The 16,072-nt window shown below is 69.0% G+C and carries 14 protein-coding genes; 2 read left to right on the forward strand and 12 right to left on the reverse strand.

Annotated elements, in window-relative coordinates; genetic code table 11:
- Positions 1–50: 50 nt before the first annotated feature.
- The 4 genes from H4N64_RS13490 to H4N64_RS13505 are packed head-to-tail and all read right to left on the reverse strand — an operon-like array spanning position 51 to position 5,635.
- Complete coding sequence (locus tag H4N64_RS13490; protein ID WP_186282517.1) at positions 51–1,037, reverse strand: ABC transporter substrate-binding protein; 987 nt, start codon at positions 1,035–1,037, stop codon at positions 51–53.
- 13 nt (positions 1,038–1,050) lie between these two features.
- Positions 1,051–3,060 carry an ABC transporter permease gene (locus tag H4N64_RS13495; RefSeq protein ID WP_186282518.1) on the reverse strand — a complete coding sequence of 670 codons (2,010 nt, stop codon included), beginning with the start codon at positions 3,058–3,060 and terminating at the stop codon, positions 1,051–1,053.
- Positions 3,060–4,145 carry a betaine/proline/choline family ABC transporter ATP-binding protein gene (locus H4N64_RS13500; RefSeq protein WP_186282519.1) on the reverse strand — a complete coding sequence of 362 codons (1,086 nt, stop codon included), beginning with the start codon at positions 4,143–4,145 and terminating at the stop codon, positions 3,060–3,062. Before H4N64_RS13500 ends, H4N64_RS13495 begins: the two co-directional genes overlap by 1 nt.
- 20 nt (positions 4,146–4,165) lie before the next feature.
- Positions 4,166–5,635, reverse strand: coding sequence for an aldehyde dehydrogenase family protein (locus H4N64_RS13505; protein ID WP_186282520.1), 1,470 nt, complete (start codon positions 5,633–5,635; stop codon positions 4,166–4,168).
- A gap of 218 nt (positions 5,636–5,853) precedes the next feature.
- On the opposite strand from H4N64_RS13505, the gene purU reads away from it, so the two are divergent.
- Positions 5,854–6,726 carry a formyltetrahydrofolate deformylase gene (purU, locus tag H4N64_RS13510; protein ID WP_186282521.1) on the forward strand — a complete coding sequence of 291 codons (873 nt, stop codon included), beginning with the start codon at positions 5,854–5,856 and terminating at the stop codon, positions 6,724–6,726.
- 76 nt (positions 6,727–6,802) lie between these two features.
- Here the strand turns inward: purU and H4N64_RS13515 are convergent, their stop codons facing one another.
- The 3 genes from H4N64_RS13515 to betA are packed head-to-tail and all read right to left on the reverse strand — an operon-like array spanning position 6,803 to position 10,168.
- Positions 6,803–7,645, reverse strand: coding sequence for an alpha/beta fold hydrolase (locus H4N64_RS13515; protein ID WP_186282522.1), 843 nt, complete (start codon positions 7,643–7,645; stop codon positions 6,803–6,805).
- A gap of 12 nt (positions 7,646–7,657) precedes the next feature.
- The gene (locus H4N64_RS13520; protein WP_186282523.1) at positions 7,658–8,494 is read right to left on the reverse strand and encodes a methylenetetrahydrofolate reductase; all 837 of its coding nucleotides are present in this window, start codon (positions 8,492–8,494) and stop codon (positions 7,658–7,660) included.
- Positions 8,495–8,497: 3 nt separating this feature from the next.
- Complete coding sequence (gene betA, locus H4N64_RS13525; protein WP_186282524.1) at positions 8,498–10,168, reverse strand: choline dehydrogenase; 1,671 nt, start codon at positions 10,166–10,168, stop codon at positions 8,498–8,500.
- A gap of 201 nt (positions 10,169–10,369) precedes the next feature.
- On the opposite strand from betA, the gene H4N64_RS13530 reads away from it, so the two are divergent.
- Positions 10,370–11,116 (forward strand): IclR family transcriptional regulator domain-containing protein, encoded by a 747-nt coding sequence (locus H4N64_RS13530; protein WP_186282671.1) that lies wholly within the window; start codon positions 10,370–10,372, stop codon positions 11,114–11,116.
- 1 nt (position 11,117) lies between these two features.
- Here H4N64_RS13530 and H4N64_RS13535 read toward each other — a convergent pair whose 3' ends face one another.
- From H4N64_RS13535 to H4N64_RS13555, 5 genes are all read right to left on the reverse strand, one after another.
- On the reverse strand, positions 11,118–12,248 hold the full coding sequence (locus tag H4N64_RS13535) for an SRPBCC family protein (RefSeq protein WP_186282525.1): 1,131 nt from the start codon (positions 12,246–12,248) through the stop codon (positions 11,118–11,120).
- 164 nt (positions 12,249–12,412) lie between these two features.
- Positions 12,413–13,576, reverse strand: coding sequence for an FAD-dependent oxidoreductase (locus H4N64_RS13540; protein ID WP_186282526.1), 1,164 nt, complete (start codon positions 13,574–13,576; stop codon positions 12,413–12,415).
- Complete coding sequence (locus H4N64_RS13545) at positions 13,573–13,935, reverse strand: bifunctional 3-phenylpropionate/cinnamic acid dioxygenase ferredoxin subunit (RefSeq protein WP_186282527.1); 363 nt, start codon at positions 13,933–13,935, stop codon at positions 13,573–13,575. The genes H4N64_RS13540 and H4N64_RS13545 overlap by 4 nt, the downstream gene beginning before the upstream one ends.
- Before the next feature lie 225 nt (positions 13,936–14,160).
- Entirely contained in the window at positions 14,161–14,790 is a 630-nt protein-coding gene (locus tag H4N64_RS13550; RefSeq protein ID WP_186282528.1) for an MBL fold metallo-hydrolase, read from the reverse strand.
- A complete protein-coding gene (locus tag H4N64_RS13555) occupies positions 14,790–15,875 on the reverse strand; it encodes an S-(hydroxymethyl)mycothiol dehydrogenase (protein ID WP_186282529.1) in 1,086 nt (361 codons plus the stop codon). Before H4N64_RS13555 ends, H4N64_RS13550 begins: the two co-directional genes overlap by 1 nt.
- Positions 15,876–16,072 lie beyond the last annotated feature (197 nt).

A 16,072-nucleotide genomic window follows, 5' to 3' on the forward strand; every position in this document is an offset into this window, starting at 1 on the left:
GGCGGGCGGTGCGCGTCCGTGCACACCGCCCACCGGGCTCGGTGAGGGGCCTACTTGATCCAGGCCTCCACCTTGTCGCGGTTGGCCTCGACCCACTTCTCGGCCGCGGCCTCGGGGGTCATCTTGTCCACCGCGATGTACTTCGCCACGACGTTCTGGTCGTCGTTGGTCCAGGTGAAGTTCTTCACCAGGTCATAGGCGGGGCTGCCGGACTTGGCGAACTTCGCGCTGACGATCTTGTCCAGCTTGTACACGGGGTAGTCGCAGTTGACCTTCTCGGGGTCGGCGTCACAGCCGTCCTTGTACTCGGGCAGCTTGACCTTCTCCAGAGGCACCTCGGACATGAACCACTGCGGCTCGTAGAAGTAGCCGATCACCCATTCCTTGTCCTTCTCCGCCTTGCGGAAGGCCTGGATGAGCGCGGTCTCGCTGCCCGCGTACACGACCTTGTAGTCCAGCTTCAGGTTCTTCACCAGCGACTCGTCGTTGGTGACGAACGACGGGTCGCCGTCGAGGAGCTGGCCCTTGCCGCCGGACTCGGACGTCTTGAACTCGGCCGCGTACTTGTTGAGGTTGTTCCAGTCGAGGATGTCCGGGTGCTCCTTGGCCAGCCACGGCGGCACGTACCAGCCGATCAGGCCTTCGTTGCCGGTCGGGCCGGCGTCGACGGCGGTCTTCTGGTCGGTGATGTACTTCTTCTTCAGGTCGTCGTGGCCCCAGTTCTCGACGACTGCGTCCACCTCGCCCGTGCCGAAGCCCTGCCAGGCGATCTCCTCCTTCAGGTCCTTCTGGGTGACCTTGCAGCCGAGGTCGTTCTCCGCGACGTACGCGATGACCGCCGCGTTGGCCTCGTAGCCCACCCACGGGTTGACCGCGAGGTTGAAGGTGCCGCACTTGCCGGATCCGCCCGAGCCGCCGGCGTCCGAGGAGCTGTCACCGACCTTCGCACCACCGCAGGCGGAGAGGGTCAGTCCGATAACAGCTACGCCCGCTATGCCGGCCGCGCCGACTCTCCACTGTCTTGCTTGCCTTGCCATGGTCAGTTGCTCCTTACGCGCTGGTACGCCGCGCCGCTGCCTGAGTGATCCGGTCGAACATGACTCCGAGAAGGACGATGGCGAGCCCTGCGGCGAGCCCCTTCCCGAACAGCTGTCCCTGAGAGAAGCCGGCCACGACGTCGTAGCCGAGGGCGCCGGCGCCTACCAGGCCGCCGACCACAACCATCGACAGCACGTAGATCAGGCCCTGGTTGGTCGCGAGAGTCAGGGCGCCGCGTGCCATCGGCAGTTGAACCTTGGTGATGATCTGCCAGGTGTTGCACCCGGCGGAGGTGGCCGCCTCCACGGTCGTCGCGGGTACGTTCCGCACACCGTCCGCGATGATCTTCATGGCGACGGGAGCCGCGTAGACGATGGCCGCGACGATCGCCGTGAAGCGGGTCGCGCCGAACAGCGCGAGGAACGGCACGAGATAGACGAACGGCGGCATGACCTGTGCCGCGTCCAGGCTGGGCCGCAGCATCCGGTCCACGAGCGCGCTGCGCCCCATCCACACGCCGAAGACGATGCCGAGCAGCATCACGAGAATCGTGGCGACGACGGTCGACGCGAGCGTCGTCATGGCGTCCGACCACACCCCGGTGCCGATCAGCACGCCCACGCACACCGTCGTGGTGATGCCGGCGCGCGGGCCGCCGAGGACGACGCCGAGCGCGATCAGCACGGCGCCGACGAGCCACCACGGGGAGTCGGTGAGCAGGGACTGGAACGGGTTGAGCAGCCCGTTGGTGATGACGTCGCGGATGGCGTTGGTGAGGCCCGCGAGGTTGTCCTGCACCCAGGTCGTCGCGGTGTCGGCCGCGCTCGCGATGGAGCTTCCGACACCGCCCTCACCGGGGAACTCCGCCGCCCATATGTAGGTGTGCGACAGGTAGATCAGGACGGCTGTCACCGCCGCGCCCGCGCCAAGCAGCGGCCGCCGCCAGGCGAGGAAGCGGTTCTTCGAGCGCCGGGCCTCCTCCTCGCGCGCGCTGGCCGCGGTGGTGACCCGGTCGAGGACGATCGCCATGACGACGATGGACAGGCCCGCGTTGAAGGCGGTGCCCACGTCGAGGGACTGGAGCGCCTGGACGACGGTCTTGCCGAGGCCGGGCGCGTCGATCAGGGCGGCGATGGTCACCATGGCCAGGGCGGCCATGATGGTCTGGTTGACGCCCATCACCACGGTTCGCTTGGACATCGGCAGCAGGACCTTCAGCAGGGCCTGCCGGCGCGTCGCGCCCAGCGAGTCGGCCGCCTCCACCGTCGTCTGCGGCACGGTACGGATGGCGTGCGCGGTGATACGGATCGCGGGCGGTGCCGCGTAGATCACCGTGGCGATGGTGGCGGAGGCTCCGCCGATGAGGAAGAACAGCGTCAGCGGGGCCAGATAGACGAAGGTCGGCATCGTCTGCATGAAGTCCAGCAGGGGCGTGACGATCCGGTTGAACCGGTCGGACAGCCCCGCCCACACGCCCAGCGGGATCGCGAACAGCAGCGCCACGAAGACTGCGGAGACGGTGAGCGCCAGGGTGTCCATGCTCTCCTGCCACAGGCCCTGCAGGCCCAGGAAGGTGAAGCCGGCCACTGCCAGCAGCGCGACCCGCCAGTTGCCCACGGCCCAGGAGACATAGCCGGCGATGCCGACGACTCCGAGCCAGCCGATCTGCGGGACGGGCCGGTCGGCGGACGGCTGTGAGATCAGCTCCTGGACGAAGGTCACCAGCGAGTCGATGACCAGGCGGATCTCGTTGAAGAAGTAGAGGAAGAGCGGGTTGGAGTTGCGGTTCGCGCCGATGGAGTCGTTGACGTCGTTGAACCACCGGTGCAGATCGGTCAGGTCGGCCGCCGCCAGGGCGAGGGTCTGCTTGCCGCGCAGCAGGGCGAACAGCACCAGCCAGACGACCAGGATGGCGCCGATCACCATGGACCGGCTGATCTTGCGCACGCTCCTGGCGGGAGCGGGCGGCTCGACGGCCCCTGTCTTCTGCGGTTTCTCGGTCTTCTCCATGGCGACGGTCATCACGCGCCGCCTTCCTGCCCGGCGACCACCGCGAGGATCTCCTCGTCGCCGACGATGCCGAGCAGCTTGCCGTTCTCGACGACCTTGACCGGCTTGTCGGCCGCGAGCACCGCCCGGGTGGCCTCCTTCACCACGACGTCCGGGCCCAGCTCGGGACCGTCCAGTTCGTCGCCGTCCTCCGGTGCGCGCATGATCCAGCGCAGGGTGAGCACATCGCCGCGCGGCACGTCCTTGACGAACTCGCGCACGTAGTCGTCCGCCGGGGCGCCGACGAGCTCGTCACCGGTGCCGCACTGGACCATCTTGCCGTCGCGCATGATCAGGATGCGGTCGCCCAGCTTGAGGGCTTCGGAGAGGTCGTGGGTGATGAACACCATCGTCTTGCCGACCTCGTGGTGCAGGCGGATGACCTCGTTCTGCATGTCGCGGCGGATCAGCGGGTCGAGCGCCGAGAACGGCTCGTCGAAGAAGAGCACGTCGGGGTCACCGGCCAGGGCACGGGCGAGGCCCACGCGCTGCTGCATACCGCCGGACAGCTGGTCGGGGTAGGAGTGCTCGTAGCCCGCGAGGCCGACCAGTTCGACGACCTCCTGGGCCCGCTTGGTGCGCTCGGCCCTGCCCATGCCCCGGATCTCCAGCCCGAACGCCACGTTGTCCACGACGCGGCGGTGGGGCAGCAGACCGAAGTGCTGGAAGACCATGGAGAACTTGCGGCGGCGCAGGTCGCGCAGGCGCCCCGCGTCGGCCTGGCGGATGTCCTCGCCCTCGAAGACGACCTCACCGGCGGTGGGTTCGATCAGCCGGGTCAGACATCGCACCAGCGTGGACTTGCCGGAGCCGGACAGGCCCATGACGACGAAGACCTCGCCGGGTGAGACGTCGAAGTTCACGTCGCGTACGGCGGCGGTGCATCCGGTGCGGTCCATGAGCTCGCGGCGGGTGAGGCCGCACAGCTCCTCGGAGTCCGGCACCTGCTCGGCCTTCGGCCCGAACACCTTCCACAGCCTGCGCACGGAGATGACCGGGGTGGAGCCCGAGTCCTGGGGCGTGCCGCGCCGCTGCGGCACCTCGGTCTGTGTGGTCACGTTCGACCTTCTTTCGGCGTTCAGCCGCGGAACCAGTGCTGCGGCCGGGGTTGGATGTTCTGCCAGATGTGTTTGGGCTCTCGGTACTCGTTCAGGCCGGTCGGTCCCAGCTCCCGGCCCACGCCCGAATGCCCGAAGCCACCCCATTCCGCTTGCGGCACATAGGGGTGGTAGTCGTTGATCCACACCGTGCCGTGGCGAAGCCGCCGGGCGACCCGCTGGGCCTTGCCGGCGTCCTGGGTCCACACGGCCCCGGCGAGCCCGTACTCGGTGTCGTTGGCGATGCGTACGGCGTCGTGCTCGTCGGTGAAGCGCTCCACGGTGAGCACGGGCCCGAAGGACTCCTCGTGCACCACACGCATGTCCTGCCGGCACTCGTCGAGCACGGTGGGCAGGTAGTAGTGGCCGCCTCCCAGCGAGGGGTCGTCGGGCCGTGCGCCGCCGCAGCGCAGTACGGCGCCTTCGGCGAGGCCTGCCGCGACGTACGCCTCGACCTTCTCCAAGTGCTGCGCGGAGATCAGCGCGCCGGTCTCGGCGTCGGCGTCGAAGGGCCCGCCGAGGCGGATCTGCCGGGCCCGGCGGACGACCTCGTCGACGAAGCGGTCGTGCAGGGAGTCCTCGACGATCAGCCGGGCCCCGGCCGAGCAGACCTGCCCCGAGTGCAGGAAGACGGCCGTGAGGGCGAAGTCCACGGCCGTCTCGAAGTCGGCGTCGGCGAACACGACGTTGGGATTCTTGCCGCCGAGTTCCAGCGCGACCTTCTTCACGGTCGCGGCGGCGGTGGCCATGATCCGCTTACCCGTCTCCAGGCCTCCGGTGAAGGAGACCATGTCCACGGCCGGGTCCTCGGAGAGCGGTGCGCCCACCTCGGGCCCGGTGCCCAGCACGAGGTTCGCCACGCCGGCCGGGAGCCCCGCCTCCTCCAGTGCCTTCATCAGCAGGATGGAGGTGGAGGGGGTGAGCTCGCTGGGCTTGAGGACGATCGTGTTGCCGGCGAGGAGCGCCGGGGCGACCTTCCAGCTGGCCTGCAGCAGCGGGTAGTTCCAGGGGGTGATGAGCCCGCACACACCGACCGGCTCGTACTCGACGCGGCTCACGGCGTCGTCGCGGCCGGTGTCGATCGCGCGGCCGGCGTCGGTGCCCGCGAGCCCGCCGTAGTAGCGGAAGCAGGAGACGACGTCGGCGATGTCGTACTCGCTCTCCACCAGCCGTTTTCCGGTGTCCAGGGACTCGGCGCGGGCGACATCCTTGGCGTCGCGCTCCAGGATGTCGGCGGTGCGCCACAGCAGCGCGCCGCGCTCACGCTCGGGGGTGTCCGGCCAGTGCCCCGCGTCGAAGGCGCGGCGGGCCGCGGCGATCGCGGCCTCGGTGTCGGGGCGTGTCGCTTCCGAGACGGTCGCCGCGAGCGTGCCGTCAGCGGGACATCGGATCTCCCGGTGCCCGCCGGCCAGCGGGTCCCGCCATTCGCCATCCACGTACAGGTCTGCCACGCGACGAGCCTTTCAATGGAATTTCGTTGCGCATCGTGCACCCGATTGCTTGTGGTGGAACACCCTGGCGAATGTGCAGACCGGCGTCAAGGGGTTGGCCGGTGACGATTTGGCCATGCGATCACTTACCCACCCACCCTTGACCGCAAGCGGCACCGAGCCGACCATGTTGCGTATCGCTCACCATGTTGTGCAATACGCACCGACGGAGGCCGCCCATGTCCCCCCGACCCCGCCCTGGCCGTGAGTACGTCCTGACCCTCTCCTGTCCCGACAGCGCGGGACTGGTCCACGCCGTGAGCGGCTTTCTCGTCAGGAACTCCGGCAACATCCTGGAAAGCCAGCAGTTCGACGACCGACTTCAGGGTCGCTTCTTCATGCGGGTCCACTTCGACGTTTCCGATCCGAACGTCGAACTGGAAAGTCTGCGTTACCGTTTCGGCCCCGTGGCCCAGGCCTACGGCATCTCCTGGGCCCTGAGCGAGGCGGCCACGCCGACCCGGACGCTGATCATGGTGTCCAAGTTCGGCCACTGCCTGAACGACCTGCTCTTCCGCCGGCGCACCGGGGCCCTCAACATCGAGATCCCGGCGATCGTCTCCAACCACCGGGACTTCGAGAAACTCGCGGAGACCTACGGCATCCCCTTCCACCACATCCCGGTGACCAAGGACACCAAGCCGGAGGCCGAGGCGCGTCTGCTGGAGCTGGTACGCGATCTGGACATCGACCTCGTGGTGCTGGCCCGCTACATGCAGATCCTCTCCGACGACCTGTGCAAGCAGCTGGAGGGCCGCGCCATCAACATCCACCACTCCTTCCTCCCCAGTTTCAAGGGCGCACGCCCCTACGACCAGGCCTACGAGCGCGGAGTCAAGCTCGTCGGCGCGACGGCGCACTATGTGACCTCGGACCTGGACGAAGGGCAGATCATCGAGCAGGACGTGGTCCGGGTGGACCACTCCCTCGACCCCGGCGACCTGGTCACGGTCGGCCGGGACGTCGAGGCGCAGGTGCTCGCACACGCCGTGAAGTGGCACAGCGAGAGCCGCGTGATGGTGGACGGCAACCGCACGGTGGTCTTCCGCTGAGCGCACCCACAGGGGGGCGGGACCGGGTTCCGGTCCCGCCCTTGTCGTATACGACCCCGGGCGCGCCGCCCCGCGGTCACAACTGCTGCTGGAGGAAGGCGATGAGTGCGGCCGTGAGTTCTGCGGGGGCGTCCTCCTGGACGAGGTGGCCCGCACCGGCGATCGGTTCGAATCGCGCGCCGGGGATGAGCGCGGCGAGCTCGCGCCCCTTCGCCACCGGGATCCAGGTGTCGTCCTCGCCCCAGCAGACGAGCACGGGGAGGCCGATCTCGCTGTACCGGCCCTGGATCTCATCGGTGTGACGCTGGTCGGCCTGGGCGATCTGCCGGTAGAAGGCCGCTTGGCCGGGGCCGTCCAGCCAGGGCTCGACGAGCCGGTCGAGGACCGCGGGGTGCAGGCCGGGGCTGCTGGCGGAACCGACGTACTCGCGCACCAGGGCGCGGTGGAGCGGCGGCGGTAACTGTTCGAAGACGTGGGAGTGCTCGCCGAGGAGCCGAAAGGACGGGGACCCCCAGGGCGCCAGCGCGACCGGATCCACCACGGCGAGGGCCCGGTAGCGCGCGCCGTGCAAGAGGTGGGCCCGCAGGGCGACGGCACCGCCGAAGTCGTGGGCGACCACGAGCGGTTCCGCAAGGCCCCAGTGGCTCAGGAGTTCGGTGAAGATGCGGCCCTGGGCGGCCAGGGACACATCCTGGCCCGGGGCCTTCTCGGAGGTCCCGTATCCGGGCATGTCCCAGACGAACACCTGGTGGTGACGGGTGAGCGAGCGGGCGACGGCACGCCAGACGTACGAGGAGAAGGGCGTGCCGTGCAGCAGGACGACCGGCGGTCGGCCGGGCTGTCCCAGCCGGTCCCAGCGGACGTCACCCGAGGTGCTGTTGAAGGTTCGGGTCAGCTTCCAGTCGGTGTCCGTTGCCATCCTTCTCCCGGTTCAGCCGCCCAGCCGGTCCAGCAGCGCGCGGCGCCACCGCTCCGTCTCGGCGATCTGGTTGAACGTGAACAGATGAAGGCCGGCCACCCCGGCCGAGGGAGCGGTGAGGGCCTCCTCCGCGCGCGACAGCAGCCGCTCGGGGGCATACCCGCCGGGAGCCGCGAAACGCACGAACCACGAGGCGTGCTTCGTCAGGAAGCGCGTCGACTCCCCCACGCCGATCTTCGTCGCCATGGCCAGCAGCTTCGCCCGTTGCACGGGCCCGGCGACACCCACGTACAGGGGCAGCCCGACGTCCCGGCGTCGTATACGAGCGATCCACTCCCCCAGCACCCGCGGGTCGAAGCACAGGTTGCTCACGATGTACGTGGCGTGCTCGCGCTTGTCCCACATCGCCTGGATGGTGATGTCGTCGTGGATGAGCGGATGGCTCTCGGGATAGCCGGTGACTCCGACGCGGGCGAAGGGCCTGCCCAGCTCGCTAAGCCCGCGCAGCACCGGCAGCGCACCGTCGTAGGCCCCGGCCGGCGGGTCGGAGTCGCCGGCCGGGACGAAGACGTCGTCCACGCCCGACTCGCGGAGCCGGCCCGTGACCTCCTTCAGGTGTACGTCGTCCCGCAGCAGCCGCGCCGGTACGTGCGGGACGACCCGGTAGCCGTGCCCCGCGAGCCGGGCGGCCAGGTCGAGGGTCGGTTCCAGGCCCTTGACCGGCGACGCCGTCACGGTGACGACGACGTCGCGCGGGACATGGGCGAGGACCTTGTCCTCGGTCGCCTTCGCGGGCAGCACCTCGTAGCGGACGGTGTTCAGCAGCGCCCGGAGCCCTGCGGCGCCCAACGCCTACTCCGCCTGCTTCGCGGCGTCACGGTGGCGGTAGTACGCGGCCTTCGACGGCGCCAGCGGCTCCTTGCCGAGGATGAGGTCGGCGGCTTTCTCGGCGACCATCATCACCGGGGCGTAGATGTTGCCGTTGGTGACGTACGGCATCACCGACGCGTCGACCACGCGCAGGCCCTCCACGCCGTGCACCCGCATGCTGGTGGGGTCGACGACGGACATCTCGTCGGTGCCCATCTTGCAGGTGCAGGACGGGTGCAGGGCGGTCTCGCCGTCCTTGGCGACCCAGGCGAGGATCTCCTCGTCCGTCTCCACGGACGGGCCGGGCGAGACCTCGCCGTTGTTGTAGGGGGCGAGCGCGGGCTGGTTGAGGAGCTTGCGCGCGACGCGGATGGCCTCGACCCACTCGCGGCGGTCCTGCTCGGTGGAGAGGTAGTTGAAGCGCAGCGCGGGGTGCTCGCGCGGGTCCCTGCTCTTGATCTTCACGGAGCCGATGGCGTCGGAGTACATGGGGCCGACGTGCACCTGGTAGCCGTGTCCGCCCGCGGGCACGGAGCCGTCGTAGCGGACCGCGATGGGCAGGAAGTGGAACATCAGGTTGGGGTAGTCCACGTCCTCGTTGCTGCGGGCGAAGCCACCGGCCTCGAAGTGGTTGGTCGCGGCCGGGCCCTTCCTGAACAGCCACTGCAGGCCGATGAACGGAGCGCGCCACTTCGCCAGGTACGGCTGCATGGAGACGGGTTGCTTGCAGGCGTACTGGATGTACACCTCCAGGTGGTCCTGCATGTTCTCGCCGACGCCGGGGAGGTCGTGGACGACGTCGATGCCGAGCGCGCGCAGTTCCTCGGCGTTGCCGACGCCGGAGAGCTGAAGCAGCTGCGGGGAGTTGATCGCGCCGCCGCACAGGATGACCTCTTTGGCGCGGACCTGCTGCAGGGCGCCCTTGCCGCGCTGGAACTCGACGCCGACGGCGCGCTTGCCCTCGAAGAGGACGCGGGTGACGAGGGCGCGGGTCCTGACGGTGAGGTTCGGCCGCTTCATCGCGGGCTTGAGGTACGCCTTCGAGGCCGACAGCCGACGTCCACGATGGACATTTCGGTCGAACTGGGCGAAACCTTCCTGCCGATAGCCGTTGACGTCGTCGGTGGGCGCGTAGCCCGCCTCCTGGGTGGCCTTGAGGAAGGCGCCGAAGAGGGGGTTGGTGGCCGGACCGCGTTCGAGCACGAGCGGGCCGTCATGGCCGCGGAACTCGTCGTCGGGGTCGGCCGCCAGACAGTTCTCCATCCGCCGGAAGTACGGCAGACAGTGCGCGTAGTCCCAGGCCTCCATACCGGGGTCGGCGGCCCAGCGCTCGTAGTCCATGGGGTTGCCGCGCTGGAAGATCATGCCGTTGATGCTGCTGGAACCGCCCAGCACCTTGCCGCGCGCGTGGTAGACGCGCCGGCCGCCCATGTGGGGCTCGGGCTCGGACTCGTACTTCCAGTCGTAGAACCGGCTGCCGATGGGGTAGGTCAGCGCCGCGGGCATGTGGATGAAGACATCCCACGGATAGTCCGACCGCCCCGCCTCCAGGACCAGCACCCGGTTGGCCGGGTCCGCGGAAAGCCGGTTCGCCAGTGCACTGCCGGCCGAACCGCCACCGACGATGACGAAGTCGTACTGCACAGGAGCCATGATGCCTCGTCTCGCTCGCGCTGTAGATATGCGAGGCATGCTAAACCCGGTCGCGTTATACGCACCAGGTTGCGAACAGCGCAACTTCAGGATCTTGATTTCCCTCGCGTTACTTGCAGTGGCGTTGTTTACTACGCGTATAGTTTCACTGTGAGCAACTACAGCCCTGACACAGAAACGTCGAATTCACATGCCGGCGGCGTGCAGTCGGTGGACCGCGCCATCAGCGTCCTGGAGATCCTCGCCCAGCGTGGCGAGGCGGGCGTCAGTGAGGTCGCGGGTGAGATCGACGTCCACAAGTCGACCGCCTTCCGGCTGCTCGGCGCCCTGGAGGCGCGCGGTCTGGTGGAGCAGGCCGGTGAGCGCGGCAAGTACCGGCTCGGCTTCGGCATCGTTCGGCTGGCCGGCGCGGTCACGGGCCGTATCGACATCACCCAGCAGGGCCGTCCGGTCTGCGAGCGCCTCGCGGAGGAGATCGGCGAGACCGTCAACATCGCCGTGATGCAGGAGCACTACGCGATCAACCTGTACCAGGTGCGCGGCCCGGGAGCCATCACCGCGCACAACTGGGTCGGTCAGCTGACTCCCCTGCACGCCACCTCCAGCGGCAAGATCCTGCTGGCGTACCTTCCCACCAAGGAGCGCGCCGCGCTGCTCTCCGCGGCAGGTATGAAGAAGGTCACCCCGCACACCATCACCGCGAAGACCAAGCTGGAGAAGAACCTCACCGAGGCGCGGGAGCGGGGCTACGCCTTCACCCTGGAGGAGTTGGAGGTCGGTCTGCACGCGATGGCCGCCCCGGTCCGTAACCGGGACGGCGAGGTCATCGCGGCGCTCAGCGCCTCCGGGCCCGGATACCGGTTCACCGAGGAGCGCCTGCACGAGCTCTCCCCGGTGCTCCTCAAGGGCGCCGAGGAGATCAGCCACCGGATGGGCTACCTGGGCTGAGTCAGGCCTGAGGGATGCCCAGGCGCTCGTTCACCCAGTCGTGGAACGCGCCGATGTGGTGCTCGCTGGGCACCAGCACGCCACCCTTGGCGTACATCCGGGAGCTCATTCCGGGCTGCGTGCGCTCGCAGGCGTCGAAGTCCTGCTGGTTGACGCGGTGGAAGAGTTCCACGGACCGGCTGACGTCCTTGCCGCTCTCGACGACGTGCGGGAGGTACAGCCAGTCGCACTCGACGATCGTGCGGTCCACGGAGACCGGGTACATCCGGTGAAAGATCACGTGGTCGGGCACGAGATTGATGAACACCTGGGGCTTGACGGTGATCGCGTAGTAGCGGCGGTCCTGGTCGTCCGCCACCCCGGGAATGCGGTCCAGCCCTTCGGAGCCGTCGACGGTGAAGCCCTGGACCTCGTCGCCGAACTCGGCACCGTGGCCGACGTAGTACTGGGCGGCGTAACCGTCAGCGAACTCCGGGAGCACCTCCGTGAGTTCGGGGTGGATCGTGGCGCAGTGGTAGCACTCCATGAAGTTCTCGATGATGAGCTTCCAGTTGGCCTTCACGTCGTAGACGATCCGCTTGCCGACGGAGAGGTTGTCGATGTCGTAGTGCTCGATCGACTCGACGTCGCCGAGGCGGGCGACGACCTCACCGATGACGTCCTCGTCGAAGGAGGGCGGGTTCTCCGCGAGGCAGACCCAGACATAGCCGAGCCATTCACGCACGGCCACGCTCACCAGGCCGTACTCGGTCCGGCCCACGTCGGGCATCTTGGTGAGGTTGGGCGCGGCGACGAGCTTGCCGTTCAGGTCGTACGTCCAGGCGTGGTACGGGCATTGGAAGGCCCGCTTGACCTCGCCGGTCTCCTCGGTGCAGAGCTTGGCCCCGCGGTGCCGGCACACGTTGAAGTACGCGCGGATGCTGTTGTCCCTCGCCCGGGTGACGAGGATGCTCTCGCGGCCCACGTCGACGGTGCGAAAGGCGCCGGGCTTGGCCAGCTCGGAGGCCCGCGCGACGCAGAACCACATGTTCTCGAATATGTGTTCCTGCTCCTGGGCGAAGAACTCCGGGTCCGTGTAGGAGGAGCCGGGGAGGGTGGCGATCAGGCTGTCCGGCAGGCTGGTCGAGGTCACGGTGCACTCCTCGGGAGAACGTCGTGGAGGGGTCATTCACGCGCCGGGAAGAGCGACTCCGGACGGCGTTGTGTATGGAGCAACGCTGCGTGCTATATGCAACCGCAGCATGGGGTGCCGCTGGGGCAGTGTCAAGATGTGAGGTGGCAGGATGCGGGCGGTGATCAGGACGCGGTGGCGGCGAGTTGCTTGCGCCAGCGCATGAACAGCCGCGGCTGGTTCATCCCGAGCACGGCTACCGGGTCCCCGGCCCGCCGGTAGACGGCCAGGACGTCGCAGTCGTCCGCGGCGCCTGCCTCGATGGTCACGCTGTCCGCCCCGGCCGCATGGCCGGCGAACTGGATCTTCACGCCGTACTGGTCGGACCAGAAGTACGGCGGCCGGGGCACACCTGGTTCCACCGCACCGCCCGCCAGCAGCGTGGCGATCGCGGCGTCGGGCCGCTCCCGCGCGCCGGTCCAGTGCTCGACGCGACGGTGGAAACCCGCGCGCGGGTCGTACCAGTTGGCGCAGTCACCAACCGCGACGACGCCGGCCAGGCTGGTGCGGCCGTCGGCGCCGCACTTGACGCCGTTCTCGAGAGCGATGCCGGAACCTTCCAGCCACTCGACGTTCGGGCGTGCGCCCACCCCGACCACGACGATGTCGGCGGGGATGCTGCGGCCGTCCTCCAGCAGGACGGCGTCGACACGGGTCTCCCCGCTCAGCCCCTTGACGCCCACGCCGCACTCCAGCCGTACGCCGTGATCGGCGTGGAGAGCGGAGACGACGGCGCCCATGGTCTCGCCGAGCGGTCCGGCGAGCGGTGTCGGGGCGGCCTCGACGACCGTCACGTCGAGTCCGAGGGCGTACGCGGTGGAGGCGACCTCGGCTCCGATGAAGCCTCCGCCGATCACCACCAGGCGTCCGCCGCGGGCCAGTTCGTCGCGCAGGGCGCGGGCGTCGTCCAGGGTGCGCAGGGTGTGCACTCCGGCCAGGCCCTCGGAGCCGGGCAGCGTGCGTGCAGCGGCGCCCGTCGCGATGACGACGCCGTCGGCCTGCACCTGCCGTCCGTCGGCGAGCCGCAGCGTGCGTGCCGCGTGGTCGAGTCCGCTGGCGCGGACGCCGAGCAGCCACTCCGCCCGAAGGTCCTCGTCGTCGGTCTCCAGGGCGAGTTCGGCCTCGCCGAGCGTGCCGGCCAGGAACTCCTTGGACAGCGGGGGCCTGTCGTACGGGCGGTGGAGTTCATCCCCGATGACGACCAGCCGGCCGTCGTAGCCCTGCTTGCGCAGTGAGCGCGCCGCCGACAGTCCGGCCAGCGAGGCGCCGACCACGGCGACGGTCCTCACGCGGGACCCCCGGCGAGCCGGGCTGAGATGCAGGGCGGCAGGTTGGGCGCCTCGGTGGACAGACGGACATAGATCATGCCGTCCTCGACGACGACCTCGTGCGTCCGGACCGGGAGCTTGGCCGGCGGGGCGTCGACCGCGCCGGTCCTCAGGTCGAACTTGGAAGCATGCAGCGGGCATTCCACCTCGGGGCCCTCCAGCCAGCCGTCGGCGAGCGACGCGTCCTGGTGGGTGCAGGTGTCGTCGATGGCGAAGAGCTCGCCGTCGTCGGTGTGGAACACCGAAACCGGCGGATCGATGTCGAGCCGGTGGGCCTCGCCTCGCGGAAGGTCCTCGAGACGGCACGCGGGAATCATCATGACACCTCGGTGCGTATAACGAAACGGATTGCGGTAAGCGCAACATCAGTCTGAGGTCGCCCCGAACCCTTGTCAAGGCATTCAGAGGGCACTCTGGGTCGCTGATTTCGTTGCGCCATAGAAAACGCAACTCATATAGAACAACAGCAGCCCGCCGCATCGGCTCGCGGTGGCCGCGAGCCGAGGGCGGGCGTGTTCGCAGGCTCTCTGCGTCGCCGGTGGGCGTCAGAAGCCGCGGTCGATCCACTCCTGGAGGTGCGGGGCCTCGGCGGCGAGGGTGGTCGTGTCTCCGTGTCCGGTGTGCACGACGGTGTCTCCCGGCAGCGTCAGCAGCCGGTCCCGGATCGAGTCGATGATGGTCGGGAAATGGCTGTACGACCTTCCTGTCGCCCCCGGACCGCCGGAGAACAGGGTGTCGCCGCTGAAGAGCGCCTTCAGGGCCGGTGCGTACAGGCAGACCGCCCCGGGGGCATGGCCCGGCGTGTGCAGCACCGTCAGCTCGATGCCGGCCACCATGAGGCCCTGGCCGTCGGTCAGTTCGGCGTCCGGCGCCCGGTCGGGGTGGGTCTGCTTCCACAGCGGCAGGTCGTCCGGGTGGAGGAGGACCGGGGCGCCGGTGCGCGCCGCGAGTTCGGGCGCGGCGTCGATGTGGTCGTTGTGCGCGTGCGTGCACACGATGGCCCGCAGACTGCGCCCGCCGACGGCCTGGAGGATGGCCTCGGCGTCGTGCGCGGCGTCGATGACGATCGCCTCGGTGTCGTCGCCGACGATCCACACGTTGTTGTCGACGTCCCAGGTGCCGCCGTCCAGCGAGAACGTGCCTGAGGTGACGAGGTGTTCGATGCGGGCGGCCATCAGAGGACCACCACCGAGCGCAGGACGTCGCCGTGGTGCATCCGCTCGAAGGCCTTCTCGACCTCGTCGAGCTGGATGGTCTCGGTGACGAAGGCGTCCAGGTCCAGGCGGCCCTGGAGGTAGAGGTCGATGAGCATCGGGAAGTCACGGGAGGGCAGACAGTCGCCGTACCAGGAGGACTTCAGCGCGCCGCCGCGTCCGAAGACGTCCAACAGCGGCAGTTCGAGCTTCATCTCCGGGGTGGGGACGCCGACGAGAACGACGGTGCCGGCGAGGTCGCGGGCGTAGAAGGCCTGCTTGTACGTCTCCGGGCGGCCGACCGCCTCGATGACGACGTCGGCGCCGAAGCCGCCGGTCAGCTCGCGGATCGCCTCGACGGCGTCGGCGTCCTTGGAGTTGACGGTGTGGGTCGCGCCCAGCTTCGAGGCCGTCTCCAGCTTGCGGTCGTCGATGTCGACCGCGATGACCTTCGCCGCGCCCGCGAGGTTCGCCCCGGCGATCGCCGCGGCCCCGACACCGCCGCAGCCGATGACGGCGACCGAGTCGCCCCGGCCGACGTTCCCGGTGTTGATGGCGGCGCCGATGCCCGCCATCACGCCGCACCCCAGCAGACCGGCGGCGGCCGCCGAAGCGGTCGGGTCGACCTTGGTGCACTGCCCGGCGGCGACCAGCGTCTTCTCCGCGAAGGCGCCGATGCCCAGGGCCGGCGACAACTCGGTGCCATCCAGCAAGGTCATCTTCTGCTTGGCATTGTGGGTGTTGAAGCAGTACCAGGACTCCCCGCGCTGACAGGCACGGCACTGGCCGCACACCGCACGCCAGTTGAGGATCACGAAGTCGCCGGGCGCGACATCGGTGACCCCCTCCCCCACCGACTCCACGACACCCGCGGCCTCGTGGCCCAGCAGGAACGGGAAGTCGTCGTTGATGCCGCCCTCGCGATAGTGCAGATCGGTGTGGCAGACCCCGCAGGCCTCGATCTTCACCAGCGCCTCACCCGGACCCGGGTCGGGCACGATGATCGTTTCCAGGCTGACGGGGGCGCCCTTGCCCCGCGCGACTACAGCACGGACCTGGTGCGTCATGGCCACTCCTCGGCTGGTTCGAGACTTGAATCGATGTTGCTCATTACGGCACACATCTCACGTGTCGCAACACAGCATCGTTGAGCGCCGACCAGGGGTCAAGCAGCGGGACGAGGGTTCCCTCAGCCGGTAGGAATCGTGGCCCAGCAGCGCGAAACGCCCGGTGGGGCCGTGGCCGCACAGGGCGGTTCCACGAC

It is taken from the genome of Streptomyces cupreus, from assembly GCF_014257025.1.
Classification (GTDB): Bacteria; Actinomycetota; Actinomycetes; order Streptomycetales; family Streptomycetaceae; genus Streptomyces; species Streptomyces cupreus.